24 protein-coding genes and 1 tRNA gene are annotated in these 24,866 nt (G+C 44.2%); 9 read left to right on the forward strand and 16 right to left on the reverse strand.

Features of this window, described 5'->3' with window-relative positions:
- Positions 1 to 91 precede the first annotated feature (91 nt).
- Together AAGR14_RS12015 and AAGR14_RS12020 are read left to right on the forward strand one after the other, a co-directional pair.
- A complete protein-coding gene (locus tag AAGR14_RS12015; RefSeq protein WP_342644458.1) occupies positions 92 to 2,071 on the forward strand; it encodes a DUF3857 domain-containing protein in 1,980 nt (659 codons plus the stop codon).
- Positions 2,068 to 3,975 (forward strand): DUF3857 domain-containing protein, encoded by a 1,908-nt coding sequence (locus tag AAGR14_RS12020; protein ID WP_342644459.1) that lies wholly within the window; start codon positions 2,068 to 2,070, stop codon positions 3,973 to 3,975. Before AAGR14_RS12015 ends, AAGR14_RS12020 begins: the two co-directional genes overlap by 4 nt.
- Here the strand turns inward: AAGR14_RS12020 and AAGR14_RS12025 are convergent.
- From AAGR14_RS12025 to AAGR14_RS12035, 3 genes are all read right to left on the reverse strand, one after another.
- On the reverse strand, positions 3,972 to 4,094 hold the full coding sequence (locus AAGR14_RS12025) for a hypothetical protein (protein WP_342644460.1): 123 nt from the start codon (positions 4,092 to 4,094) through the stop codon (positions 3,972 to 3,974). The two genes, AAGR14_RS12020 and AAGR14_RS12025, sit on opposite strands and share 4 nt — an antisense overlap.
- A 115-nt stretch (positions 4,095 to 4,209) precedes the next feature.
- Positions 4,210 to 4,593: a methionine-R-sulfoxide reductase gene (locus tag AAGR14_RS12030; RefSeq protein WP_342644461.1), complete on the reverse strand. Its 384-nt coding sequence runs from the start codon at positions 4,591 to 4,593 to the stop codon at positions 4,210 to 4,212.
- Between the two features lie 151 nt (positions 4,594 to 4,744).
- Complete coding sequence (locus AAGR14_RS12035; RefSeq protein ID WP_342644462.1) at positions 4,745 to 5,506, reverse strand: SDR family oxidoreductase; 762 nt, start codon at positions 5,504 to 5,506, stop codon at positions 4,745 to 4,747.
- A gap of 156 nt (positions 5,507 to 5,662) precedes the next feature.
- Between AAGR14_RS12035 and AAGR14_RS12040 the strand changes: the two genes are divergently transcribed.
- On the forward strand, positions 5,663 to 6,586 hold the full coding sequence (locus AAGR14_RS12040; protein ID WP_342644463.1) for a helix-turn-helix domain-containing protein: 924 nt from the start codon (positions 5,663 to 5,665) through the stop codon (positions 6,584 to 6,586).
- Between the two features lie 6 nt (positions 6,587 to 6,592).
- Here the strand turns inward: AAGR14_RS12040 and AAGR14_RS12045 are convergent, their stop codons facing one another.
- The 5 genes from AAGR14_RS12045 to AAGR14_RS12065 all read right to left on the reverse strand — a co-directional run bounded on the left by AAGR14_RS12045 (position 6,593) and on the right by AAGR14_RS12065 (position 10,649).
- Entirely contained in the window at positions 6,593 to 7,363 is a 771-nt protein-coding gene (locus tag AAGR14_RS12045) for a metallophosphoesterase (RefSeq protein ID WP_342644464.1), read from the reverse strand.
- A gap of 120 nt (positions 7,364 to 7,483) precedes the next feature.
- On the reverse strand, positions 7,484 to 8,455 hold the full coding sequence (locus AAGR14_RS12050; RefSeq protein WP_342644465.1) for a putative sulfate exporter family transporter: 972 nt from the start codon (positions 8,453 to 8,455) through the stop codon (positions 7,484 to 7,486).
- A 111-nt stretch (positions 8,456 to 8,566) separates the two neighbouring features.
- Positions 8,567 to 9,226, reverse strand: coding sequence for an MBL fold metallo-hydrolase (locus AAGR14_RS12055; protein WP_342644466.1), 660 nt, complete (start codon positions 9,224 to 9,226; stop codon positions 8,567 to 8,569).
- Positions 9,227 to 9,316: 90 nt separating this feature from the next.
- Positions 9,317 to 10,210 carry a LysR family transcriptional regulator gene (locus tag AAGR14_RS12060; protein WP_342644467.1) on the reverse strand — a complete coding sequence of 298 codons (894 nt, stop codon included), beginning with the start codon at positions 10,208 to 10,210 and terminating at the stop codon, positions 9,317 to 9,319.
- Positions 10,211 to 10,253: 43 nt separating this feature from the next.
- Entirely contained in the window at positions 10,254 to 10,649 is a 396-nt protein-coding gene (locus AAGR14_RS12065) for a DUF202 domain-containing protein (RefSeq protein ID WP_342644468.1), read from the reverse strand.
- 137 nt (positions 10,650 to 10,786) lie between these two features.
- Between AAGR14_RS12065 and AAGR14_RS12070 the strand changes: the two genes are divergently transcribed.
- Entirely contained in the window at positions 10,787 to 11,005 is a 219-nt protein-coding gene (locus tag AAGR14_RS12070) for a hypothetical protein (protein WP_342644469.1), read from the forward strand.
- Here the strand turns inward: AAGR14_RS12070 and AAGR14_RS12075 are convergent.
- The 3 genes from AAGR14_RS12075 to AAGR14_RS12085 form a co-directional block, all read right to left on the reverse strand.
- Positions 11,002 to 13,437 carry an ABC transporter permease gene (locus AAGR14_RS12075; protein WP_342644470.1) on the reverse strand — a complete coding sequence of 812 codons (2,436 nt, stop codon included), beginning with the start codon at positions 13,435 to 13,437 and terminating at the stop codon, positions 11,002 to 11,004. The two genes, AAGR14_RS12070 and AAGR14_RS12075, sit on opposite strands and share 4 nt — an antisense overlap.
- A 197-nt stretch (positions 13,438 to 13,634) precedes the next feature.
- On the reverse strand, positions 13,635 to 15,515 hold the full coding sequence (locus AAGR14_RS12080; RefSeq protein WP_342644471.1) for a mechanosensitive ion channel family protein: 1,881 nt from the start codon (positions 15,513 to 15,515) through the stop codon (positions 13,635 to 13,637).
- Positions 15,516 to 15,588: 73 nt separating this feature from the next.
- Complete coding sequence (locus tag AAGR14_RS12085) at positions 15,589 to 17,025, reverse strand: alpha-L-fucosidase (RefSeq protein ID WP_342644472.1); 1,437 nt, start codon at positions 17,023 to 17,025, stop codon at positions 15,589 to 15,591.
- Positions 17,026 to 17,240: 215 nt separating this feature from the next.
- On the opposite strand from AAGR14_RS12085, the gene AAGR14_RS12090 reads away from it, so the two are divergent.
- Positions 17,241 to 17,663, forward strand: coding sequence for a hypothetical protein (locus AAGR14_RS12090; RefSeq protein ID WP_342644473.1), 423 nt, complete (start codon positions 17,241 to 17,243; stop codon positions 17,661 to 17,663).
- Positions 17,664 to 17,813: 150 nt separating this feature from the next.
- Positions 17,814 to 18,995: a metallophosphoesterase gene (locus tag AAGR14_RS12095; protein ID WP_342644474.1), complete on the forward strand. Its 1,182-nt coding sequence runs from the start codon at positions 17,814 to 17,816 to the stop codon at positions 18,993 to 18,995.
- A 220-nt stretch (positions 18,996 to 19,215) separates the two neighbouring features.
- On the opposite strand, the gene AAGR14_RS12100 is transcribed toward AAGR14_RS12095, so the two are convergent.
- From AAGR14_RS12100 to AAGR14_RS12120, 5 genes are all read right to left on the reverse strand, one after another.
- Positions 19,216 to 19,488, reverse strand: coding sequence for a hypothetical protein (locus AAGR14_RS12100; protein ID WP_342644475.1), 273 nt, complete (start codon positions 19,486 to 19,488; stop codon positions 19,216 to 19,218).
- A 251-nt stretch (positions 19,489 to 19,739) separates the two neighbouring features.
- Positions 19,740 to 19,814: transfer RNA gene (locus AAGR14_RS12105), tRNA-Val, on the reverse strand.
- Positions 19,815 to 20,100: 286 nt separating this feature from the next.
- Positions 20,101 to 21,297: a prolyl oligopeptidase family serine peptidase gene (locus AAGR14_RS12110; protein WP_342644476.1), complete on the reverse strand. Its 1,197-nt coding sequence runs from the start codon at positions 21,295 to 21,297 to the stop codon at positions 20,101 to 20,103.
- 300 nt (positions 21,298 to 21,597) lie between these two features.
- On the reverse strand, positions 21,598 to 22,389 hold the full coding sequence (locus AAGR14_RS12115) for an SDR family oxidoreductase (RefSeq protein WP_342644477.1): 792 nt from the start codon (positions 22,387 to 22,389) through the stop codon (positions 21,598 to 21,600).
- A 122-nt stretch (positions 22,390 to 22,511) separates the two neighbouring features.
- Positions 22,512 to 23,345 (reverse strand): helix-turn-helix domain-containing protein, encoded by an 834-nt coding sequence (locus AAGR14_RS12120; protein WP_342644478.1) that lies wholly within the window; start codon positions 23,343 to 23,345, stop codon positions 22,512 to 22,514.
- Between the two features lie 170 nt (positions 23,346 to 23,515).
- On the opposite strand from AAGR14_RS12120, the gene AAGR14_RS12125 reads away from it, so the two are divergent.
- Genes AAGR14_RS12125 through AAGR14_RS12135 form a run of 3 tightly spaced genes read left to right on the forward strand, consistent with a single transcriptional unit; the run spans position 23,516 to position 24,829 of the window.
- A complete protein-coding gene (locus AAGR14_RS12125; RefSeq protein ID WP_342644479.1) occupies positions 23,516 to 23,872 on the forward strand; it encodes an isomerase in 357 nt (118 codons plus the stop codon).
- A gap of 18 nt (positions 23,873 to 23,890) precedes the next feature.
- The gene (locus AAGR14_RS12130; protein ID WP_342644480.1) at positions 23,891 to 24,238 is read left to right on the forward strand and encodes a hypothetical protein; all 348 of its coding nucleotides are present in this window, start codon (positions 23,891 to 23,893) and stop codon (positions 24,236 to 24,238) included.
- Positions 24,239 to 24,253: 15 nt separating this feature from the next.
- Positions 24,254 to 24,829, forward strand: coding sequence for a Crp/Fnr family transcriptional regulator (locus tag AAGR14_RS12135; protein ID WP_342644481.1), 576 nt, complete (start codon positions 24,254 to 24,256; stop codon positions 24,827 to 24,829).
- The last annotated feature ends 37 nt before the right edge of the window (positions 24,830 to 24,866 follow it).

A 24,866-nucleotide genomic window follows, 5' to 3' on the forward strand; every position in this document is an offset into this window, starting at 1 on the left:
AGGTCGTAATTATCGTTTAAATCTTTTGTCAGAAAGTTTTTTATATTTATCCACGCGGTAGTGCTAACTGCCGTCCTAACCTTTTTCATACATGAAAAAAATTTTACTCTCTTTATGGTGCAGCCTGGCACTTCATGCTGCCCCTGCCCTCGCCGACAATTTTCCATACGGCCAGTTTAGCCACGAACAGCTTAAAATGAGCAATTATGCCAAGGATGTTACAGCAAACGCACTGGTGCTGAACGAGTATGGCAAAACATGGATCAGCAGTAACGATGGTTTACCTTTGATACATGAATACCACGTAAAAATCAAAATTTTTAACGCTAAGGGGTTTAAAGAAGGTAATGTCAGCATTCCTATCTATAAATCTGATAATAACAGTTTTGAAGAGGTAAGGGAGATTGAGGGCATCACATACTATACTGATGAGCAGGGTAATGCACAGCAAACTCCTCTCGACGCAAAAAAGGTAATTACCGAAAACACCAATAAGTACTGGAGCCACGTTAAATTTGCCATGCCTAATCTGCGCAATGGCTGCATAATTGAATATAAATACACCCTGCAGTCGCCTTACAGCCTGCAGTTTAAGGACTGGGATTTTCAGAGCGAAATTCCTAAGCTTTATTCGGAGTATGAAGCCCGTATACCAGCGTATTTTAATTTTAAAGCGTCATTGAGGGGGAATTTAAAACTGACTAAAAATGTTGGCGAGATTGATAGAGAATGCTTTAATGTTAGAGGTAACAAATGTGACTGCTCAAAACTGGTATATGCCATAAGTGATATACCGGCCTTTATTGAGGAAGACCACATGACGGCGCCAAAAAACTTTATATCGGCCATCAACTTCGAACTTAACGACTACGTTGACCCTTATGACGGCACCAAGCATGTAAAGACGCAGACTTGGGCAGATGTTGACCGCAGCCTGAAGCAAAGCGATGAGTTTGGCAGCCAATTAAAAAAAACCAGCCTGCTTAAAGAAAAAATTACGCCCGTTATTGCCGGATTAACTAACGATTTGGCTAAGGCGCAAGCAATCTACGCCTTTATACAACACTCGGTAAAGCACAACGAATTCATTGGCATTTATTCTGACAATGGCATTCGCAAAATGTTTGATACCCACAGTGGCAGTGTAGCCGATATTAACCTGGGTCTGGTAGTGGCGCTCAATGCTGCTGGTATTAACGCCGAGGCTGTGCTGTTGTCTACACGTGCCCACGGCCTTATTAATAAACTGTATCCGGTGGTAAGCGATTTTAATTATGTGATAGCCAAGGCCAACATAGGCGACCAAACCTACCTGCTGGATGCTACCGATGCCATGTTACCTTTTGGTTTACTGCCCGAGCATTGTTTAAATGACCAGGGACGAGTGATGAGCCTGAATAAACCGTCGTACTGGATTGATCTGACTACCGTGCAAAAGTGGAGTAAGACTATGCTGCTTGATCTTACACTGCAAACCTCGGGTAAGTTAACGGGTACGCTTACCGAAATTTCGTCGGGCTATGAGGCTTTGCGCAAACGCCGCGGCATCAAGAAATTTAACAGCATTGAAGAGTATGTAGAGGATCGGGATGAAAAGTTGCCAAAGGTGAAATTCTTAAAATCGGAAATTAAAAATCTGGATACGCTGGACAAGGCATTAATGGAAGTATACAACGTTGAGTTGGATTATTACGACGGTGTAAATGGAGGCCGCGTAGCATTTAACCCCTTCCTTTTTAATAACATCACCGAAAACCCGTTTAAACTGGCAGAACGCAGTTATCCAGTTGATTGGGGTGCCGCTACCGATACCCGGGTTATTCTAACATTGCACTTGCCCCAAGGATATACCGTCGAAACACCACCAACCTCTCTTGGTATGGCACTGCCTAACCAGGGCGGCGAGTTTATCACCGAGTTTGCACCGCGCGATGATGCTTTTACATTTTCGCACGTTATACGACTAAGCAAGCCCATTTATTACCCTGAAGAGTACCCTTACCTTAAAGAGTTATTTAACAAGGTAATACAAGCAGAAAAGTCAGACATTATCCTGAAGAAAAAATCATGATCCGCATTTTTTTGCTGGCTTGCCTTAACCTGGCTTGGTTAGGTGCAGCCGCCCAAAACTTTTACCCCGTTGCCGATATTCCTAAAAACCTGTTGCCGTATGCCAGCGCCGTGGTGCGCAACATGGAAACAGTGACCGAGGTTAAAGACGTCAATACAACGGTCAATCATTACAAAGTGGCGGTTACTATTCTTAATAAAAATGGTGAAGACAATACTGACATGGTAGTATGGCACGATAAAGGACGGCGGATTAAATACATTAAGGGCATAATTTATGACGAATACGGCAAACAGGTTGACAAATTTTCGGAGAAAAACTTTTTAGATTTTAGCGCGGCAGATGGTTTTTCGATGTTTGTAGATACCCGCCTTAAGCATTACAAACCATCGGTGATGACCTACCCGTACACGTTAGAGTATGAGTATGAGGTGCAGTCGCGCCAAACGTTAAACTTTGAAGACTGGAACCCTAATGGCAGTACCGGAACCGCCGTACAACATAGCGTTTACAAATTTATCTGCCCGGCAGATTTTGCCATCCGTTATAAAGAAATGAACTATGCGGGCAAGGCAGACATCAGCGCAGGGCCGGCCGGTCAGAAAGTGTATACGTGGGAAGCTAAGAATCTCACTGCTCAGCGAAACGAACCTTACAGCCCACGCCCTGATACTTACGAAACCGTAGTAAAAATTGTGCCCGAAAAATTTATGTACGAAGGCTACAGCGGTTCGTTTACCAACTGGAATGATTTAGGCAAATGGATTTACGATAAATTGCTTACCGGCCGCACCACCCTGCCACCGGCCACCATTGCCGATATGCACAGCCTTACCGACACTATTAAAGAGGCAAAGCTGAAAGCAAAAGCCATTTACGAGTACATGCAGCGCAAAAGCAGGTACGTAAGTATACAGGTGGGCATTGGCGGTTATCAGCCTTTTTCGGCAGCTGATGTAGATAGATTAAGCTATGGTGATTGTAAAGGTTTGGTGAATTACACTCAGGCATTATTAAAGGCGGTTAACATTGATTCGTATTATTGCGTAGTGAATGCAGGCAGCATGAAGAAAAGCTTACTGCCCGACTTTGCCAGCATGACCCAAGCTAATCATATCATTTTATGCCTGCCGCTTAAAGGCGACACCACCTGGATGGAGTGCACCAGCAAAGACATCCCCTTTGGCTACCTTGGCGATTTTACCGACGACCGCTGGGTGCTGGCCTGTACCGGCGACGGCGGCAAGTTGATGCACACCCCTAAATACGGAACGGCCGACAGTAAACAGATAAGGAAAGCGATGCTGACATTGAAAGACGATGGTGAACTGAGTGGCAGCATGGCCACCACCTTTGAGGGTTGGCAATACGAAAACCGCCCTAATGTACCCGGCGAAACCAGCGATGAGATTAAAAAGGCACAAGAACGTTACGCCATTAACAACCTGGAGATAGGCAAATTATTACTGAAACCCGTTAAAACGCAGCAACCGGTAAACCACGAAGAAATGCAGTTTACGGCACGAGATTATGCGGCTTCGTCATCAGGGCGATTGTTTTTTATGGCTAACCTGGCCAACCGTTACACTTCGGTTCCGCGCGAAGTACGTAACCGCACTACTGATGTTTATATTAACAGAGGTTACACCGATGTAGACGAAATCGTATACCAAATTCCGTCGGGTTACAAACTGGACAGTGCACCACTTTTGGTGAGCCTGCATAAACCGTTTGGCAATTTTACAGCCACGGCAACACTTAACGATAAAAACCAGGTAGTTTATAAGCGTACGCTCGAAATAAAAGACGGTACTTATGCAAAATCGGCTTATGAAGATTTAGTAAATTTTTACCAGCGTGTAGCTGATGCCGATAGTTACAAGATTGCGCTAATTAAAAATTAACTAAAAAACACGATACCGAGGATGATGCCGACAATCATGATTACGTACAGCAATATCTCGTTACCAGCAAACTGCTTGTACTTGGTCCAAAACGAGTAATCTTCTTTAGGCTTGCTCATGATTCCGGCAAAGATACAGCTTAGCGGCAGAAACAAAAACGGCGCGTAAATATCACTATTAAACTAAAAACCCTGCGCACATCGCTGTACGCAGGGTTAAAAACAACAACTCTTATTATTTTTCGTCGGCAATGGGTACAAACTTCATCGATACGGAGTTAACACAGTGCCGGGTATTTTTAGCAGTAAAGCGTTCGCCTAAAAATACGTGCCCTAAATGTGCACCGCAGTTAGCACACAATATTTCTATCCGGCGTCCGTCGTCATCAGTTTCGCGCCTAACGGCACCTGGTATCTCATCATCAAAGCTCGGCCAGCCGCAAAACGATTCAAACTTATCTTCGCTGCGGTATAAAGGTGCATCGCAACGCCGGCACACATAAAGTCCTTGTGCTTTATTGTTCAGCAATTCGCCTGTAAACGGCCGCTCCGTCCCTTTGTATAAAATTACCCTTTCTTCTTCGGGTGTTAAGATGTTATATTTTTCTTGATCTGCCATATATTTACCTCACCGATGGTATGGTGATTACGACAATATACGTATAATACTCAGCTTGGTTTTTACAAGCTGAGTATTGACTTTACTTTGACTAAACAACAGCAGGTCGTGCTTAATCGTCGTTAATTATCATCAAGCTATCTCTAAAAAGCTAAAAAGACTTTTGAGCAGTTGGGCGCACCACCAGTTCATTCACATCTACGTCTTCGGGCTGCTCAATGGCAAATGCAGCGGCACGAGCAATTGCTTCGGCAGGCAGCGTGTTCAATCGAAATTGTTCTACTGCAGCTTTTCTCAGTTCCGGATCAGAAATGCCATTAGCCAGTTCAGATTCAGTTGCGCCTGGCGCTACAACGGTCACGCGTATCTTGTCGCTTACCTCCTGGCGTAAACCATCGCTTAGGGCACGCACTGCAAATTTAGTAGCGCTATACACCGAAGAGGTTGGGCCTACCCACCGGTCGCCTACCGAGGTAATGTTAATAAACTGTCCGCTGTTGTTGGCTTCAAAGTGCGGTAATGCCGCGGCTATGCCATGCAATACCCCTTTAATGTTTACGTCTATCATTTGGTGCCACTCGTTTACTTTATACTGATTGAGCATTGATAGAGGCATCACACCGGCATTGTTCACCATTACATCAACGCTGCCAAACGTTTGCAGCGCAAATGCTGCAAAAGCTTTAAAGTTTTCGGCATCGGTAACATCGAGGCTAAATACGGCGGCGGCTCCGCCTTTGGCAATTATATCCTGTTTAATAATTTCGAGCCGGTCGGTGCGGCGCGCACCCAAAACCACCCTGGCACCCTTAGCAGCTAAATGCCGGGCTATAGCTTCGCCAATACCGCTGCTGGCACCGCTAATTAATACTACTTTGTTTTGCATGGAAAGATTTTGATTTGCTGTGTTCATGGTTATGTTTATTTGCTGATACAAAGGTACCGCAGCACTACAGCAGCTCAATTGCCCGCATCAAAGCAATCATTGCAAAAAACAAAGGTTATACAAAACACCACCTATTTCTACACGTTTAGCGTTGTATATTTGATAAATCAAACGCCAACAGCTATGAACGAGATAGAAACCCTGGAAGACTTTTACGAGATCAAGTTTTCTGACCGGCCGGTAGTACGCCAGCAAGGCATCGGAGATTTTAATGTTTTCGTGATGGAAGATGTAATTCATAGTGGCGGGCGTGTAGCCATTAAATATACACGCCGCGATTTTTACAAAATTTGCCTCTGCACCGGCGCAAACCTGTTTCATCATGCCGATAAAACCGTTCGGGTAGATGGCACTTCGCTCCTGTTTTTTAATCCGCAAACACCTTACAAATGGGAGCCCTTGTCTGATAATCAAGCCGGCTATTTCTGCATTTTTAAAGAAGCTTTCTTTTCCGAAAAGCTGCGTAGCAACTTAGGTACATTGCCGGTATTTAATGCCTCGGGTAAGCCCTCCTACCTTTTAAATAACGAGCAAGGCACATTTGTGGCCGATATATTTAAAAAGATGGTTGCCGAAATGAACAGCGATTTTAAGTATAAGCAGGATTTATTATTGAGCTACGTAACCGAGCTTGTATATTATGCATTAAAACTCGATCCGTCCGAAAATCTTTATCAAACGCCCGATGCCAAATCGCGCATTACTAACCTGTTCACCGACCTACTCGACCGGCAGTTTCCTATTATTTCGCCACAAGAACGGCTGCATTTACGATCGCCGAAGGACTATGCACAACACCTGTATCTGCATGTTAACTATTTAAACGATGCCGTTAAAACAACCACAGGCAAAACCACCAGTAAACTGGTTGCCGAACGGGTAATAACAGAGGCCAAAATTATGCTTAAGCATTCTGACTGGAATGTTGCCGAAGTAGGTTACGCTCTTGGGTTTGAAGATGCAGCGCACTTTAATAATTTTTTTAAAAAGAACACCAAAATTTCACCGGCAAAGTTTAGGGTAAAAGAAGCTGCCTTGGTTGGGTAGAAATCATTAACACCGGTTTTTAAGCCCATCCGGCACGTCGATCATTAATTTGGGGTCAAAGCCCAGATCACGGTCGTGTATGTAGCCATGCGGATTACACAAGATCACTGTTTTGCCAATCGTGTACCTGGACGGTTGATGAATATGGCCATGAACCCAGTAATCAGGTTGATGCTTTGTAATAAAATATTCGAGGTTGGAAGTGTATGCTGCTGAGACCAGATCATCCCGGTAAACATCAGGAATTGACCGAGCGCTTGGCGCATGATGAGTAACGACGATGTTATAAGGGGTTAATGATTCGGCCAGGCTTTGCTCCAGCCATTTCATCGAAGCTTGATGAATATTATAGGTATCAACCGAACGTAGTTTTGAGTACGAAGGCTCCTTTCTAATCATCCGGTAGTCGTTCATTTGACCTTGACAGAAACTGCCGCTAACTCTTGGATTACCAAAAAGTTCAAAATTGGTCCACAGCGTGGCGCCATGAAACGTGATATCATCAATCACCAGTGACTTATTCTCGAGCACATGGATATTAGAACCCTCGGCGGCGGCAACGATTTTGTTTAATGTTTTAGGATAAGCGCCCTTGTAATATTCGTGGTTACCTAATATGTAAATCACCGGAACATCTTTTATCCGCGCCTTTATCCACTCAATACCTTTTATGCCTAAGTTAGTGTCGCCTGCAAAAACAATTAGGTCGGCGCCGGAAAATGATAACTCTCTAAAACCAAACTCCTGATGCAGGTCACTGATTACTTGTATTTTCACGTATACGTATCGCTAACGCAGCAATATAGAAATTTACACCTATGCAATTAACCCGGAACGGAACGTTAATTATCGTTTTAATCGCATGTTATCAAACTTAACCGCCTCGAACCTGCGGCTTTATACCCAATGTAAAACGGCGTACAGAGCCGCTACCGAAATTGCAACCCACAAAGCCACGCCCTGCAACAATGGCTTAACGCCTACCGCTGCCAACACCCGGCGAGATAAACCGGCACCTATTAAAAATAAGGTAAGCGTTAAGCCGGCTTTGGCGCCGGCTACAAAAACAGGACTTACCATTTTTACGGCAGGCAGGTACGTATTGGCCACCATAGCCAGCACAAACCACCCAATAAAGTAGGGTATTTTAATTTTTGCAGACGGGCTTTTAAATAAAGCCGTAGATATTAACGCCACCGGAATGATCCACAAGGCACGGGCGAGTTTAACGGTGGTTGCTATCTCGAGTGCCTGGTTGCCGTATTTGCCAGCCGCACCAACCACCGAGCTGGTATCATGTATGGCAATGGCACACCATAAACCAAACTGCGTTTGCGATAAATTAAAATAATGACCAGCCACCGGAAATAAAAATAACGCAACTGCATTTAAAATAAAAACGCAACCTAAGGCCACCGAAATTTGCTTTTCTTCGGCCTGTATAACTGGTGATATAGCTGCTATGGCGCTGCCGCCGCAAATGGCAGTTCCGGCAGAGATAAGGTAGGATGATTTAGCATCTACCTTTAACCAGCGGCCTAAAAAGTACCCGAAGGTTAGTGTGCTGCAAATAGAAACTACTGTAAAAAGAAAGCCTTGTTTACCGGCCTGCAGGGCACTGTGCGCATTCATGCCAAAGCCCAAACCAATCACCGATAGCTGCAGCAGCCAATGCGTTGCTTTGTGATTAAGCGCTATGTAGGGGTGCCCGGTTAGTTGCGCCACCCCAATACCGGCCAGCAAGGTTAATGCAGGGCTTACCCAAGGTGTAAGGCAAAACGCAATACAGGTGATAAAAATAATTTTTTGTACGTTTTGACCTACGGGCAGTATAAAATCAGATGGTACTACAGTTTGTTGAGTATTCATATCCTGAAGAATTAATACTCAAAGTTGCGTTAAACACGCACTGGTTTTATATCACCAATAGGCATCATCAATAACCGGAAGTTATTGATAATGCCTTTAAAAAGTGTTGTCTTATATTTCGATGAAGCTGCCCGGCTCTGTTAACCGGTGAAATTTAATGCATTGTTTTTCGAAATGCGCGGCATAGTTGGCTTGTCGCGATTGAACAAAAAACGGTTTGGCAAAACCATCATGGACGGGTAATATCTGCTTGGGCTGCAAGCGATCGGCAAAGTCGGCCACCTTAATTTCGTTGGTAAAGGGAGCCATGATGGGTAACAGCAACAGTTCTATATTTTTGTAGGTCAGCAGCTTCTCTTCAAAAGAATCAACAGGATGCAATATGCAGTCATCAATAACTAAAGCCGTCATTTCTGGGGCCGGAGCATCCAGCAAGGGCTCATGCTTTACGCTAATGGCTTCTATTTTAAAAGGACCTATGTTAACTGTACCTTCATGCAATAAAACGGCATTAATACCAGCCTTCTCCATCTCCTGCTTAACCTGGGCATTGGCATACACTTCGGCATTACCGGCAGCCAGTATTTTCTTGAGATTTTCTACGTCGAGATGATCTGGATGATTATGAGTTATAATGATAGCCGATACGTCGCTGAAAATTTCCGGCTTAACCAAACCTTCGGCAAAACTGAACATGCCAGGGTCGACTAATAACTTAAAGTCGTCTTTTTCAAACGTGAGGCAAGAATGCAAATACTTCGATATTTTCATGGTGCAATAAACTTGTTTAGGCAACAGGCCGACTGTACATAAGTTTTTAAAGATGACAGACTCAGTTTGCACTGTACGCCGTATAAAAAACTAACTTTTACTGCGCTTGCAAAAACGCATAAATGACGTAGCCAGGGCCGGTAACTGGCCATGTGGCTGCACAAAATAAAAAGGGCGGGCAATGGTCAGGTCTTTAATATCAATAATCTTAAGCGTACCGGTCTTCAACTCGTTTAAAATAGCCTGCACCGACAAAAATGCGAAACAGTTACTATGCAGCAGGTAAGATTTAATGCTTTCGGTACTGCCTAACTGCATCACGGGCTTAAGGTCGGCCAGATAAATGTCGAGCGGTTTAAAGGCATGGGCTATCACATCTAAAGTACCCGATCCGGGTTCGCGCAGCAGTAACGGTAAAGTTTTGAGCTGTTCGGGTTTTATAGCATCAGTTTTAACCAGCTTGTTGCCAGCGCTGCAAACCAGTACCAATTCATCATTCAAAAAAGCCTCGTATTTCAATTGCGGGTTACGGTGTATACCTTCTACAATACCCAAATCAATTTCTTTTTTTAATACGGCCAGTTCAACCTGTTCGGTATTGGCGGTCAGTAAACTGACTTTTACATCATTAAACCGATCATGAAACTGTGCCAGTATGGGCGGAATAACGTACTGCGCTACGGTATTACTGCCTCCAATACGCAGGGTTCCGGTATGCTGGTTTTGTAACTGGTTCATGTCAAAGTCAAGCTCGTTATAGGTTGCTATAATTTGCTCGGCATACTTAAGCAACAGCTGACCGGCAGGTGTAAGCTTAATTTTTTTGTTACCGCTGCGCTCTAACAAAGTAGTCTTAAAATGCGTTTCTAACTCGCGTATGTGCTTGGTTACTGCCGGCTGGCTAATGAACAACTCGGCCGAAGCACGGGTAAAGTTAAGCCGCTTTGCCACTGTATAAAACACCTGTAAACGAAAATCGAACATAGCAGGGCTAAGATAACACAACCTGTTAGTTAACGAAACTTTGTTAATGCAAACCGGGCAGCAGGTACCAGATAAGCAGTCCGCTAATGAGCACCATACCCAAGGTAAGCGAAAACGACAGCAAATTACCTGGCTGATATGTTTTTTGAAGTAACTGCTGTTCTGTACGGCGGTACTGCAAATAAGCCAATACGGCCAGTATAGCCCCTATAGCTACCAGTACCACACCAATGGCCGACGAAAACCCTTTACTCGCCAGGACCGCCTTTTCGCCCAATGCCAAAGAGATCTGCTTCACAAACAAAGAAAACTTTACCACTACAAAGCCAAAGCCCATCAGCGCAATGCTGGTACGTATCCAGGCTAAAAAAGTACGCTCGTTAGCCAAATGGTCGCTGGCGTTGGCCGGTGGTCGAAGTTGCGGTGTATTATTATCCATTGATGCTTTATAAACTCAAGTTTAAAAATTAACACCAACTTAGTATCAGCAGTTTTGCTGTAATGCCGGAGGGCGCAAAAACTTAAATTGATATTGATGATTATTAATTATAAATTGCTCATCATAAACCTCATATCATGAAAATGATTACCCTGTTAAACATCACGCTCATCATTTATATTTTAGTATTGGCGGCTGATGTTGTGCTTATCACCTTTAACCCTGTAAAACATGATGTTGGCAGACTGGCATTGCCTTTACTAATGTTTGTACTCGTGTTTTACGCGAGAAATTTGCAGGCAAAGAAGCAGAGCTGGTGTAATAACCTAAAATCATCTGTTATAACAAAGTCTTAATCATTCCGCAGTGTTTTTACCGGGTTGCTCAGGGCTGCCTTAATGGCCTGATAGCTTAAGGTACTTAAAGCAATAAGCAACGATGTACCTGCAGCAGCTACCGGCACCCACCAATGTATAGCGGTGCGGTAAGCAAAACCCTGAAGCCAACTTTGCATACTTAACCATGCCACAGGTATGGCTATAATTACGGCTAAAACAATTAGCTTCATAAAATCGGTGCACAACATGGCGGTAACGCCTGCTACCGATGCACCGAGCACCTTACGGATACCGATCTCGCGCGAACGTTGCTCAGCTGCATAGGTTATTAAACCGAACAACCCCAGACAGGCTATTAATATGGCAAAGCCGGCAAAGGTCGTAAATATGCGACCGATTCGCTGGTCGGCTTCATAAAGCTTGTTAAAATCATCGTCCATAAACGAATAAACAAACGGCTGCCCAGCCATTGCGCTGTTAGCCGCATGGTAGCGGTTTTCAATTTTTTGCAGCAATTGGTTAAGGTGGTTTGACTTAACACGAAAGGCAAACCTGCCGCCGCCTCTGCTCAAACTAAAAACTACCGGCTGCACCGCATGGCGCATGGAGCCCGCATTAAAATCTTTGATTACCCCGATAACGGACAGACCACCGGACTGACTGTTGCCAAACGACTTATAGATTTTTTGCTGCAGCGGATGTTTAAGCCCCAGCATGCGCGCTGCTGTTTCGTTTATCAAAACGGCTCCGGAGTCGGTTGGCATCTGCGCAGAAAAACCTCGCCCCTGTAATACATTCATTCCTAAAGTATTCAAGTAATCAGCATCAATTTGCCAATCGCCAAATACAAAAGATTTACTGGCGCTCATAGTAGCATCTTTAGCGTAGGCATTGGTAGACCATTCAATTTCTTTTGAAGTAGGCAGCGTAGAGGCACGCGTGCCAGCTACCACCCCCGGCATTTGCAGCACATCGTTTTTAAAAGCTTTAGCACCGTCGCCCAAAGCGTAAGCATTGTTGATGACTACTACCTGCTCACGATTATAACCGGCATCTTTACTACGTATATAGTTTAACTGGTTATAAATAACCAATGTACAAATCATCAACACAATAGCCGTAGCAAACTGAAATACCACCAACCCGTTACGCAGCCAACTACTTTTAAAGCCAGATGAAACACGTCCTTTAAGCACTTTAACCGGCTCAAAAGCCGACAAATACAACGCTGGATAAAGACCAGCCAGTGCACCAATAATCACTGTAATCAATAACAGAGCGGCCGTTGGTAGCGGATTTACCAAACTCCATAAAGAAATCTCTTTGCCAGACAGTTGATTAAAATATGGCAAAAACAACCAAGCCAATACTAAAGCGCCCGCTAATGCCACTAAACTGGTTACTACAGATTCGGTTAAAAACTGTATAACTAAATTGCTTTTGGCCGAACCCAGCACCTTGCGCACGCCCACCTCTTTGGCACGCCCCGCCGAGCGGGCAGTTGATAAATTCACAAAATTTACGCAGGCCAACAGCAAAATAAACACGGCAATCATCACGAAAGTATATACATAAACGATGTTACCCGGTTGCTCATGTTCCTTTTCGAAATCGGAACGAAGGTGAATGGAGGTTAACGGAATAGCAGAGTATTTAAGGTAATCGCCTTTTTTAGCCATCTCGGCAAAATTGCTGTGAAAGGCAGTTTGTATTTGTGGTTCTGCATAAAGATGGGCTATCTTTTGCAAATAAGCATTCAGCTGAGCGGCATCAGCACCTGGCCGTAACATGATGTAGGTATCATAATCATTGCTGAGCCAAAAATTAGCGTCATCATCTTTTACGCTCGACATCGACCGCAAAAAACTGAAGTGCACATGCGATTGCCGAGGCATATCTCTAATTACTGCAGTAATCTTGTAGTCGTCGGAGTTATTAAGGCGCAGCGTTTGCCCCACCACATTGGTGGTCTTAAAATATTTTAAAGCAATAGCTTGTGATATAACCAAAGAGTACGGCTGAGTAAGCGCAGTCCCGGCGTCGCCGGCTAAAACTTTTAGATCGAACATGGTAAATGCGGTTGCATCGGCCAGATAGGCATTATGTTCGTTAAGTGTTTCGGTGCCTTTGCGAACCAGTAAGCCATTGTCGCCATAGGCACGCAAACGTGTTACCTGCTGTACCGCCGGGAAACTTTTCAAAGCGTCTGCCATAGCCCCCGGAGTGAGACTCATTTTGGTCTGGGTGCCGTTGAGTTGAATGTTGGTATTGATGCGATAAATACGATCAGCCTTTTCGTTATAATGGTCGTAACTCAACTCATCCATTACAAACATACAAATAAGCAGGCACGTAGCCAGCCCTACGGCCAGGCCAAATACGTTGATAGCAAAATAGCCTTTATTCTTCAGGATGTTCCGCAAGGCGGTTTTAAGTTGATTTTTAAGCATGGCAAATCCGGTTTAATGCACTCCTGCAAATAACACCTGCAAAATCATTCCGGTATTATAAACCTTTTATAAACAATTACTTACCATTATATAATTACAAGCAGCTGTAACGTAACCGTACATCGGGTGTTCTATGACGGACTATTGATTGATAATTTGGCTAAGGCAAAATATTGCTCATTCAACATGCGGTTTTACTACTTATCGTTTTTACGCTCGCCATTAAACTTAACCTGTATAGCTTTAGCGCCTTCATTGGCAGGGCGGTAGGCTTTGGGTATGTTAAGCTCGTGGCCGTCTCGCAGTGCGTAAAAATGCGGCGACATCAATTCAATGCCTGCTTCGTTAAACACATCCTGTACGTTTTCAAAAAGCCTGGAATAAATAGCGGCCTGCTTGTTTGGCTGTTTAGTGTAAGCATTAAGCTGGTAGGTAATATAATAATCATCTAAACTTAGCTGTAATACAAACGGCGGCGGATCGTTTTCTACCAGTTCGGTACGGCTGGCAGCAGTGGTAAGCAAGTCATATACTGTACGCCATTCTATATCATAACCAACGGTAACGTTGGTGTATAAGATAAGGCCTTTCTCGGGCGCATCACTACTGTAGTTAACAGTGTGGCTATTCATCACCGTAGAATTGGGGATGGAAATAATCTCATTTTTGGTAGTCCGGATGCGCGTTACCAATAACGAGCGCTCAATAATATCGCCGTGAACCTCTCCTATTTTCACCCGGTCGCCTTTATGAAATGCTCTCATATAAGTAAGTACCAACCCCGCTACCACATTACTTAAAGCACCGGCCGAACCAAATGTAAAAAGCACACCTACAAATACAGACACCCCCTTAAATATTGCCGAATCAGACCCCGGCATGTAAGGAAAAATGACGATGAGCATAAACGCCAGAATAAGCACTCTGATAATTTGATAAGTAGGATTAGCCCAATCAGAGTAAAAACCCGGCAAACTAAGCGCACCCCGTTCAATCTCGTTTTTAAAGAATCTTAAAATACGCAGTACATACCTGAAAACAAGCACCAGCACCACGATGGTGAAAAAGTTAGGCAGGTAATTCCATACAGAAGTTAGTATTCGCTTCACGGGCGTGGTAACGTAGCTCAGCAAAACCTGCGAAAAATTTTGCGTCCAGGGGAAGATGCCAAATAATACCGGCAGTGCCAGGTATACAGCTACCAATATTACTAGCCACTTAAAAAAGGTAAGCACCGAGATGATAAATGCAGCCTCCTGCTTGCCATCTAACAGCTCGTACGTACGAATATGCACCCCGTTGAGCCAGGTGCCGGTGAGCGAATCAATCCAGCGGTTTAGTTTACGAAAAAGCCTGTTAATAAAATAAATAACCAGCAATAATATGGAGATTACGAGCAAGGCTAAGCCAGCCTCCCGGAGCAGGGTACGCCAGCTGGTTTGCTGCTGGTAATTGATAACGGCTTTGCCTATAGCTGTTTTGTATTGCTGTGCCAGCATCTCGCGCGACTGGTTCATCCAAAGGGCATCCTGCTCAGAAACGGAAATGATAAGATCGCCTTTATACACGATGTCGGTAGTGCTTTCGGCAGGTATAATTTGCAGCGAATCTGGCGAGAAACGAAAATCGTCATGTAGTTTGCGGATACGGTTTACCACGGCATCTGCCCGCTCGCCGGCAGTAAAGCTGCCCTGCTTGCTGTAGAGTAAAAACAAGGTATCTAAAAACGGCTTTACCGGAAAACCCTTTACAATACTTCGGAGCGAGTCTACCTGCCTACGTTGCCGCGATAGCCGCAGGGAGTCTGCCGAACGCAAAGCGGCCAGCTCTTTAATCAAAGCTTCCTTTTTTAAGTAATTGGTAGATTGTACTGCGTTTAGCTGAAGTTGCAATTGCTGCTCACGCAGGGAGTCGGCCAGGTGGGCGTTTTTTAGCCGCTGCAGTTCTATTGATTGCTGATCTAAAGCGGCGTTACGAAATGAGTCCACTTGTTTAACAGAAGTATCGGGCACTTGGGCAAATAGTGCAAACGGCAGTATCAGCAGCAACGAAAAACATAGTACAAGTATCGGACGCATATAGGTAAATCAAAAAATGGCAAGTATTTGTTTCAGTACAACAACATTGCGTTGCATCTGTACTCTTCCGCTTTTAGTTTTGGGCACCCGTCACATTACTGATCTTGAGTGTATAAGCAACCGATGGTGTGATGTCTTTCAATCCGCTAAAATCTACAATGATGTTCCCTTTACTTTTTGTCCAGGTTAACGGCTTTGTATGCCCAAGCAGCGTTACGGTGCTACTTTGTTGCACCGGTACATTTTGCAAAACAAATTTGCCGCCGGTTAACTGCGGCAGTATAGCATAAAGTGTATTGTTTTTATGGGTAAAAAAAGCTTGTTTAACAGCGTAACCGGCATCAGGTGTTACCGTTTGCTTCAATATAAAATTGCCGGAAACACCACCCTCGGCCACGGGTTTGGTATCGCGTTTCCCGGCCGACCACTGGCTGGCCACCGTCCAGCGGTGGGTACCGTAAATGGCTTCGCCGTTTACCTTTAACCACTCGCCTATCTGCAGCAAACGCTCCTGCATTACCGGTGGTATTTTACCACCGGCGGTAGGGCCAATATCCAGCAGCAGGTTGCCACCGTTGCTCACAATATTGGCCAGCATTAGTATCAGGGACTGTGCCGAATTATAATCCTGCAGGTCTTCGTTTTGGTTATAGCCAAAAGACTGACCAATGCCCCGGCATTCTTCCCAGGGATGGTTAGAGGCAAAGTCGGCTCCATACTCGGTAGTATAAAAACCGCCATGATGCTTACGGATGTCTTTACCCCAGCGGTCGTTCACAATCAGGTTTGGGTTGGTGTTATGATTGTAAATCCAGGCGAGCAGTTCTTTTGATTTCCATTGCTCGTCGGTCAGTTCCCACTCGCCGTCAGCCCACAAGATATCCGGGTTGTAGCGGGTCACCAGGTCTTTGGCTTGTGGCAAAAAATGCTCGTTTACAAAGCGGTTTTTATCCTGGTTGTACATCGGATTAAACCACTCGAATAACGAATAATAAAAACCCATTTTCAGGCCGGTACTTTTTACCGCCTTAAACAAATCGCCGGCCAGGTCGCGTTTTGGACCAGCTACGGTGCTGTTCCAGGGGCGGTTAAAAGCCTTTGACGCTTCGGCACTTGGCCACAAAGCAAAACCATCATGGTGCTTGGAAGTTAACACCACATATTTTGCACCCGAGGCCGCAAATAGTTTAGCCCAGTCATTGGGTTCAAAATCTTCCGCCTTAAACATATCGCCAAAATGGCTGTAGGCAAAATCTTTACCGTAAACCTGCTCATGGTGTTTTTTAAAGGCTGCGTACAAATCCTTTTGCCCCTCGGTTGCTTTACCCTCTACCCAATACTGGTACCATTCGGAGTAATTACCTTTGGGTGCCCAGGCAGGCACAGCATATGGCCCCCAATGTACAAATATGCCAAACTTAGCATCCGAAAACCAGGGCGGTGCGGGCCGGCTATCTAACGAAGCCCAGGTAGCCTCGTACCGCTTTGGTTGTGCAAAAGCTGACAACATGATACAGAAGCCAATTAAGGTAAACAGGTAACGCATATATTAATCGGGAGCTTTTGATCAGCAAGTTATTAAATCCGGCTCATCTATTCAAATGGCCAGCTTCGTGAGGCATCATCACCCTCAACTTAACTGTAAACTTATTAAGTTGGTAGTGCATTAGCGTTAAATCTTACTATCGGCGATGAATGTATCACCTCAAATTGGTAAATTTGGCTATGCAACCTATGTTTATCATGCAGGGCAGGGTAATGTGGAGTTTTGATTATGAAATGGCCCAAATTGCACCGGGCTACAAAATGATGTCGGGCTTAACAGGCATTGGTGGTCCGCTGCACCATCACCGCGGGTTGATAGCCCTGAGCAGCACTGAGTTGATTATTGAAGGTGATAATGACGAAGAGGACGAATTTTTAAGCATCTCGTTATCTGCCATCAGCGAATTATATCATGGCTACGATGATGTTTATCAGGCTTATTCGGTAAAAAATGCCGGTTTGTTCTGGCAGCCCTTACGCATTACATTTTACAGCGCACCCAATCAGCTGCAAACCATTTATCTTATTGTAGACTATCTGGGCATGATTACCCAAAATAAAAAGTGGTATTACGCATTGACCGAAATGTTAGCTGAGGACTGATACAATGAGTTTACCTTCTTGTTTCTTAATCTATTTTTAGGTTACTTATACGGGTACGACTAAAAATATTCATTTTATTTAAAATCTTTTTTTACTTCAACCGTCTACCCTACTAGCTTACCTGTATTGTGGTAGCTCGTAATTTTATAAATGGCAAACCGACTTCCGCTAATCTTCCTGCTTTGGGTGATTACCGATTTTTATTTTTATCAGGCTGTTAAAACCCTAAGCGGCTCTGATGTATATTCATGGCTTTACTGGCTGATTAATGTACTGCTGATAGGTTTTATGATAGCCGCTGTGTTTGTACGCCGGGGCTCAAACGTGCAGCAACGGGTGATTAACTGGCTGATGGGATTGATGCTGTTAGCCTTTGTACCACGACTATTTTCGGTACCGGTATTACTGATTGAAGATCTTACCCGACTTTTTCGCGGCTTTCCGCCGCGGGCCTATTGGGTAAGCGAACTAACTATGGGCATTGCTGCTATTTTAAGTTTGGTGGTACTGTTCGGCATCACACGCGGCAAGCACTTTTACCGCGTAAGGCGCGAAACACTGTCGTTCCCCGATCTGCCTGAGGCTTTTGACGGTTTCACGATCACCCAAATTACCGATGTGCATTCGGGCAGCTTTAGCAATGTTGCCGGTGTGCAGAAAGGGCTTGATTTAGTAAACGCACAACAAAGCGACGTCATATTGTTTACCGGCGATTTGGTTAACAACCAGGCTACCGAAATGGACCCATGGATACCTGCCTTTGCCCAATTAAAAGCGCCAATGGGCAAATATTCCATTTTGGGTAACCATGATTATGGCGACTACATCCGCTGGGAATCTGCCGATGCCAAGCAAGCCAATTTAACCCGGCTTAAACAAGTACACCAGGAGATTGGCTTCAGGCTATTACTAGACGAGGCCATAACGCTACAAAAAAACGGCCAAGCCATCACCTTAATAGGCGTTGAAAACTGGGGAAAGGGAGGCTTTCATAAATATGGTAACCTCAGCAACGCTACCGAAAGCGTACCAGACAACGCGTTTAAAATTCTGCTATCGCATGACCCATCGCATTGGGAGGGCGTAACGCTCGATCATGATAAGCACATTCACCTCACGCTATCGGGCCACACTCATGGCATGCAGTTTGGCATCGAGCTGTTTGGCTTTAAATGGAGCCCTATTAAATATGTTTACAAGCAATGGGCAGGCCTTTACAAACAAAAGGGGCGCTACTTGTATGTAAACCGTGGTTTCGGATTTCTGGGATTGAAAGGCCGTATCGGTATCTGGCCCGAGATAGCGGTGATTACTATGAAAAAAAGTAATTAAAGTGTGGGTAGTTTAACTGCAAAACTGCCCTTTAATTAATGCCATTTCAACGGGCCGGCTTTACTGACTTGCTTTATCTAACAGATTGTTTACAGAATATCGCCAATCGACTTATTAATTCTGATTTAAAGCTATCATGAGAATAATTATTTGACTAAGCGATTTTGCTTTATGCTGATGATTTGTAAGACGCCGCATGCTTGTTATCAGTCAATCACATTCAATCCTGAAGATTAACACGCATCAAAAACGGCATTTCAACAAATACTCGCTTGCCGGCGCATTTGCCGGGCGTCCATCGGGGCATCAGTTTAAATACCCTGAAAAATTCGCGCTCTAAAAGTGAATCGTTAAGTGGTGCTTTTTGTATAATTTTTAAGTCCTTAAAACGTCCATCAGCATCTATCCAGAGTCTTAAATTGATGGAGCCACGAGCAACTACAGCCTCGGGATAGTGTATTTTTTTTGATAGAAACGCTAACAAAACTTGCATCCCTCCGCGGAACTAAGGGAATACGTCAAGGTTTTGGTAGATATCAGCTTTGAATTTTCGGCTGTAAATGGATTGGCATTTGGCAGGCCCAAGATTAGCCGTACGCACCTTTGGGCTACAGCCATACAGCACCGCAATAAAGCAGCAAAACATGCATAAAAACAACCATTTGTTGCTAAGCATAATGTCGGGGTTGAATTTAAAACCGGCATAAACCAAAAAAGCCCCGAAATTTCGAGGCTTTTGTGTTGTGGGAGCTACTGGGTTCGAACCAGTGACCCTCTGCTTGTAAGGCAGATGCTCTGAACCAGCTGAGCTAAGCTCCCTTTTAAACGACTTGATTTTGCAACCCGTTCGTTCCGTTTGGGGATGCAAACATAACAGGATGATTGAATTTTTCAAAATATTATTTCAAGTTATTTCTTCAATTATTTTCATAGCGCTGCTAAGTAACTAACGGTCAAATAAATAATTTTCAATGCGTGCTTAATAAGCTTGGCCAACATAAAAGCCGGCTTTAAACAATGATGGTGGTCATTGGTCAAAGTCGGCTTTCCGTAATGTCAGAATGTTAAGTAACAGCGTCTATAAGCTACCTACTGAGCAATTTTATCAAAATCCTTTAAACCATTGCAAGGCATCCACCATCATGGGCGTAACGCTGGTTTCGTGGGTACCGTTGGGTATGGGTATTAATGTAAGCTGCGATGAACCGGCCGCTTTAAATTTATTAAAAGTTGACTGACTGGTTTCAAAGTACACGTTTTGATCGGCCGTGCCATGGTACAGGCGGGTGGGGCTTACCGGATACCAGTTAGGGAAGCTGTTGGCCGCTACCTGCGCTTTAAAAGCGGTTTCGGCAGTCGGGTTACTCAAAGCCGCATAAAAGGTTGGGTTAAACAAGGCAGGAAGTGTGGCCGGTAAAGCCGCATTAATCTGGTCGCTGTTTTTGCTGCCGTCCAGCAACGAAGGGATATTGGTAGCCGCAGGTTGTGTAAAAAAGTCGGTTAACGGGCGGTTGTAATTGTAAGTGGTATTATAAGCCTGCATAAACAACGCAAAAAACGACGGATCGGGATAAGTGGTTACCGTAGCCACTTTAGCCAGCATGCCGGTTACATCATAACCACCCGCACCTTCGGCTGCAGCGGTGAGGGTCAGGTTATCCGTTGTGTTGGTTTCAATTTCCTTTTGGGCTGCCATAGTTACGTAACCACCTTCTGAGTATCCTACTAAAAACAACTTGTTGCTAAAGGCAATGTTCTTGTCTTTTAAATAATACTTTACAGCCTGCAGCATATCTGTTACCGCCAGCGCCGAAGTTTGCATGTCATAATAAGGGTGTACAATATCTTTTGATACGCCATAGCCCACAAAATCCGGAATAACCGTGATAAAGCCCGTAGAGGCGAACAACTCAAACCCGGTAAATGAATTTGGAAAGTTGGATGGTGCATCCGCATCGCTAAACATTGTGCCATGCTGGGCGCTCAGTAAAGCCGGGCTGCTGGTCATGCCTTTAGGTATACACAACAAGCCAGAGGCATTAATTTTGTTGCCTTTGTAAGTAGTTTTATAAGTGATCTGGTAAAAATCAACATCGTATTGTACCAAGGCAGCATAAGCACTGAAACCTTTGAGTGTTGCGGCAGCTTGCAACTGCAGTTTAGTTAAGTTGGCAAGCGATGTGGCCGAAACAAAGGCATCTTTGCCAATGTCGATAGTTTCGGTATCCCGGTTCTTTTTACAACCCGTAGCTACAATGAGCAGGGTTAAAATGCAAAATGCATAGTGTAGATGTTTTTTCATGATGCGTTGATATATAAAATTAAAATTGATGGCAACGGGGTAAAATATGGGCAGTTCAGGTTGACGTGATTAGGTTTGGTTTGCTTGCGTTAAAATTATAATTATTATCTTAAAATACGTTTATTTATCTGATATTTAATTACATATACATGTCGCAATATTTTTATAACTTAAAGTAGATATTGACATCTTTTGATACTTGGCTTGGTTCGAACTATGCTTCAACCGCTGCACCACTATAAACAAAAAAAGCCCCTCTCATTGAGGAGCTTATTAACAAAAGCAGTGGCTTTACAAATTTTATACGTTGCCGTAAGCGTTAGACTGGCCGCCATCAATGGCAATAACCTGTCCGCTCACATAACTGCAATCTTCGCTTAGCAAAAAAACCACTAATTTTCCAACCTCTTCGGGCAAGCCCAAACGTTTGGCGGGGTTAGCCTGGGCGTAGTCGGTTTCGGCATGTTTAGGGTCTGCCGGGTTAACCTGCTTAAAGGCTTCAGCAACCATCGGCGTTAAAATAGCGCCCGGTGCAATGGCGTTAGTTTGTATACCGTAACGGCCATACTCCAGTGCTGCATTTTTGGTAATGCCGGCTACGGCGTGTTTAGTTGCCACATAAGCGGTTTGGTTGGCCACGCCTCTGATGCCCCCTACTGATGCCACATTTACAATACGACCATACTCCTGCTTTTGCATTACCGGTATTACATACTTTAAGCCATAGTATACGCCCATCAGGTTAATGTCTACTACTTTTTTAAATACAGCTAAATCGTAATCTACAAGTGGTGCCTGGCGGCCTTCAATACCTGCATTGTTGTAAAAGCCATCAATACGGCCAAAGGCCTGCACAGTGTCATCCACATATTTCTTTACGGCGGCCTCGTCAGACACATCAGCCACGGAGGTCACTATTTTTGCCTGTGCATACTGAGTTTGTATTTCGGCTTTTGCCTTTTCGAGCAACTCTGCGTTGTAATCTATTAATGATAGCAAAGCTCCGTTTTTAGCGGCTTCGAGTGCGGCTGCAAAGCCCAAGCCCATCGCTGCTCCGGTAATAACAATTACCTTATTTTCTAACCTGTTCATATCTGTCGGTTTTGTTTATAATAAAACTTTATGTATCATACAAAGTTCTGTGGCCACGAGGCAGATTAGCCGCACAAAACACACCATCATTAGCACAATTTGAACATATAGTGTGTTGGATGTCAGGTTTTATATGCAGAATGCTGCGACTCTCTGAACTGCTCGGGTGTGAGGCCGGTATGTTTTTTAAAAAACCTGGCAAAATAAGACTGATCCGAAAAACCGAGCTGGTAAGCAATTTCTTTAATGGATAACCGGTTGTGATAGATTTCGCGTTTAGCTTCGATCACTAAAAACTGGTACAGCAGCTGACTGATGGTAAAACCTGTCCGTTGACGCAAAATCTCATTAATCCGTTTGGCCGTAAGGCCTATTTGTGCTGCGTAGTAGCTGGCCGACCTGCCTTCTTTATAATGAACCTCCATCAGCTGAAACAGTTTAACCATCCGGTGGTCCTCTCCTGCTTCCAAACTGAAACGCTGCGCTGAAAAGCGATACAGATGCCACAGAAAAGCCGTGGTGTATTTCAATAACAAGTTGATATCAGCCTGTCCTTGATTTTCGAGCAAGATCAGGTCAAATAATTTCTCCAGCGGCACTTGCATGTGGCCTGGAATAGTGATTCCAACATTATCAAAAGGCAAAAATAGTTGCCGGAGGAACGGCTCCTCTACCCGATGAAAAAAATCGGTAGAAAACACCATTACTTTAGCACGGGGCAGTTGCTGCGACGGAATGGCGTGCACCTGGTTTTTGCTCAACAGGTAAACAGTGTTTTTACAGATAGGATAAGCCTCGAAATCAATATAGTGTTCGCCATCATCCTGAGTAAACCAGATCACTGCAAAAAAATCAATGCGGTGATCGGCACTATGCTCACCAAAAGCCGTTTGCTCGTCCGAAGCCAGAAATGGCAGTTCGGGTAGTACATGCAGTGGGATATCAGTGTCAGGCATGGCAAATTTAACTAAGAGCAGTGCAATAAGCTGATTAACTTCTTTAGTTATAAAAGTGTTTGCAATTTGATCTGTGTACACCACTACCTCACTTCTTTCGGCCGCTTGTTTATTTTAAAACGTTTAACCAGTTAAACGTTTTTGCGCTTACCGGCACCGACCTTTGAGCTATGGAAAACACACAAAGTATTGAAGAAACCATCCTGACTTATACCAGCGCATGGAACGAAACTGAAAGGAAGAACATTGCCGGAAAAATCAGGCAGTGCTGGTCGCCCGATGCAAGTTATACCGACAAACTCACAGACACCATTACGGGACAAGAGGCCATTATTGACCTCATTGTGAATTCATATCTGCAAATGGGGCCGCGCACTTTTAGAGTATTAGGCAAGCCCGACGTTCATCACCAGAGCGGGCGTTTCCACTGGCTGGCCATCAGGCCCGATTGTTATCCAATAGAGGGCATAGATTATTTTGAATTTGACAATCAAAACCGCATTACACGCATTGTAGGCTTCTTTTAACATTTAAAATTGAAATTCATGAATATTCCCGAAGCAGAAATGGGCAAAGGCCCCATACTAATGTTAAACCTTTTAAAATTTAACAACAGGCAGCATTATTTTGAAAAATATATCCCAGCGTTTAATGAAGTAGTGAGCCTTTTAGGAATACAAGGTGTAAAAGTAGCCATGGTAAGCAAGGTGATTGCCAGCATTATAACTACCGAAGGTGAAAGCTGGGATGAAGTTGCGATGATTGAATATCCGGACGCCGCAGCCTTTAAAACCATTGCCGAAAGCCAGGAATACCACACCATTGCCGAAGCGCACCGCTTACATGCTTTAGCCGACCTGAAATTACTGATGACCCGGCGCTACGAGCTGTAAGCTGTATATTGCACGATGCATAACCTCATACTAAGCAATTTTTCCATGCATATTACGCTTAACCCGCACGAACAGCGGCAAGCGCTGGCACTGCTGCAGCAAAAAAGCGTTAACAAACGTACTTTTTTGCTGCAGCCCGGTGAGGTTAACCGGCAGATTTATTTTGTAACCAAAGGATGCCTACGCATGTTTTACACCGACCAGGCAGGGCAACAACACAATATTTGCTTTTACCCCGAAAATTGGTGGGCTTGTGATATTGTAAGCTTTTTTAAAGAAAAACCTGCCATTAACGCCATACAAGCGTTAGAAGATACTGAAGTGTCTTATTTTACACTGTCACGCCTGGAAGAACTGTTTGCAAACGTGCCAAAATTTGAGCGTTTTTTTCGCATCCTCACTCAAAATGGCTTTGAGCTTTATCAGCGTCGTATTACGGCTAACCTTTCAAAAAACGCCGAAGAACGATACCGTCAGTTTCGGAAGCAATATCCGGGGCTGGAACAACGCATTGCGCAAAAGCAAATTGCTGCCTACCTGGGTATCACCCCTACTTTTTTAAGCCTGTTACGTAAAGACTTTGTGGCGTAGCAAGTAGCAAAACATACAGTGCAAACAAAAAAGCCCT

The sequence above is a fragment of the Mucilaginibacter sp. CSA2-8R genome, assembly GCF_038806765.1.
Classification (GTDB): Bacteria; Bacteroidota; Bacteroidia; order Sphingobacteriales; family Sphingobacteriaceae; genus Mucilaginibacter.

What these genes read in the sequence shown, in the direction of transcription:
- AAGR14_RS12015 (WP_342644458.1), top strand. Translation starts at nt 92, where the DNA reads ATGAAAAAAATTTTACTCTCTTTATGGTGCAGCCTGGCACTTCATGCT.
- AAGR14_RS12020 (WP_342644459.1), top strand. Translation starts at nt 2,068, where the DNA reads ATGATCCGCATTTTTTTGCTGGCTTGCCTTAACCTGGCTTGGTTAGGT.
- AAGR14_RS12025 (WP_342644460.1), bottom strand. Translation starts at nt 4,094, where the DNA reads ATGAGCAAGCCTAAAGAAGATTACTCGTTTTGGACCAAGTACAAGCAG.
- AAGR14_RS12030 (WP_342644461.1), bottom strand. Translation starts at nt 4,593, where the DNA reads ATGGCAGATCAAGAAAAATATAACATCTTAACACCCGAAGAAGAAAGG.
- AAGR14_RS12035 (WP_342644462.1), bottom strand. Translation starts at nt 5,506, where the DNA reads ATGAACACAGCAAATCAAAATCTTTCCATGCAAAACAAAGTAGTATTA.
- AAGR14_RS12040 (WP_342644463.1), top strand. Translation starts at nt 5,663, where the DNA reads ATGAACGAGATAGAAACCCTGGAAGACTTTTACGAGATCAAGTTTTCT.
- AAGR14_RS12050 (WP_342644465.1), bottom strand. Translation starts at nt 8,455, where the DNA reads ATGAATACTCAACAAACTGTAGTACCATCTGATTTTATACTGCCCGTA.
- AAGR14_RS12055 (WP_342644466.1), bottom strand. Translation starts at nt 9,226, where the DNA reads ATGAAAATATCGAAGTATTTGCATTCTTGCCTCACGTTTGAAAAAGAC.
- AAGR14_RS12060 (WP_342644467.1), bottom strand. Translation starts at nt 10,210, where the DNA reads ATGTTCGATTTTCGTTTACAGGTGTTTTATACAGTGGCAAAGCGGCTT.
- AAGR14_RS12065 (WP_342644468.1), bottom strand. Translation starts at nt 10,649, where the DNA reads ATGGATAATAATACACCGCAACTTCGACCACCGGCCAACGCCAGCGAC.
- AAGR14_RS12070 (WP_342644469.1), top strand. Translation starts at nt 10,787, where the DNA reads ATGAAAATGATTACCCTGTTAAACATCACGCTCATCATTTATATTTTA.
- AAGR14_RS12075 (WP_342644470.1), bottom strand. Translation starts at nt 13,437, where the DNA reads ATGCTTAAAAATCAACTTAAAACCGCCTTGCGGAACATCCTGAAGAAT.
- AAGR14_RS12080 (WP_342644471.1), bottom strand. Translation starts at nt 15,515, where the DNA reads ATGCGTCCGATACTTGTACTATGTTTTTCGTTGCTGCTGATACTGCCG.
- AAGR14_RS12085 (WP_342644472.1), bottom strand. Translation starts at nt 17,025, where the DNA reads ATGTTGTCAGCTTTTGCACAACCAAAGCGGTACGAGGCTACCTGGGCT.
- AAGR14_RS12090 (WP_342644473.1), top strand. Translation starts at nt 17,241, where the DNA reads ATGCAACCTATGTTTATCATGCAGGGCAGGGTAATGTGGAGTTTTGAT.
- AAGR14_RS12095 (WP_342644474.1), top strand. Translation starts at nt 17,814, where the DNA reads ATGGCAAACCGACTTCCGCTAATCTTCCTGCTTTGGGTGATTACCGAT.
- AAGR14_RS12100 (WP_342644475.1), bottom strand. Translation starts at nt 19,488, where the DNA reads ATGCAAGTTTTGTTAGCGTTTCTATCAAAAAAAATACACTATCCCGAG.
- AAGR14_RS12110 (WP_342644476.1), bottom strand. Translation starts at nt 21,297, where the DNA reads ATGAAAAAACATCTACACTATGCATTTTGCATTTTAACCCTGCTCATT.
- AAGR14_RS12115 (WP_342644477.1), bottom strand. Translation starts at nt 22,389, where the DNA reads ATGAACAGGTTAGAAAATAAGGTAATTGTTATTACCGGAGCAGCGATG.
- AAGR14_RS12120 (WP_342644478.1), bottom strand. Translation starts at nt 23,345, where the DNA reads ATGCCTGACACTGATATCCCACTGCATGTACTACCCGAACTGCCATTT.
- AAGR14_RS12125 (WP_342644479.1), top strand. Translation starts at nt 23,516, where the DNA reads ATGGAAAACACACAAAGTATTGAAGAAACCATCCTGACTTATACCAGC.
- AAGR14_RS12130 (WP_342644480.1), top strand. Translation starts at nt 23,891, where the DNA reads ATGAATATTCCCGAAGCAGAAATGGGCAAAGGCCCCATACTAATGTTA.
- AAGR14_RS12135 (WP_342644481.1), top strand. Translation starts at nt 24,254, where the DNA reads ATGCATAACCTCATACTAAGCAATTTTTCCATGCATATTACGCTTAAC.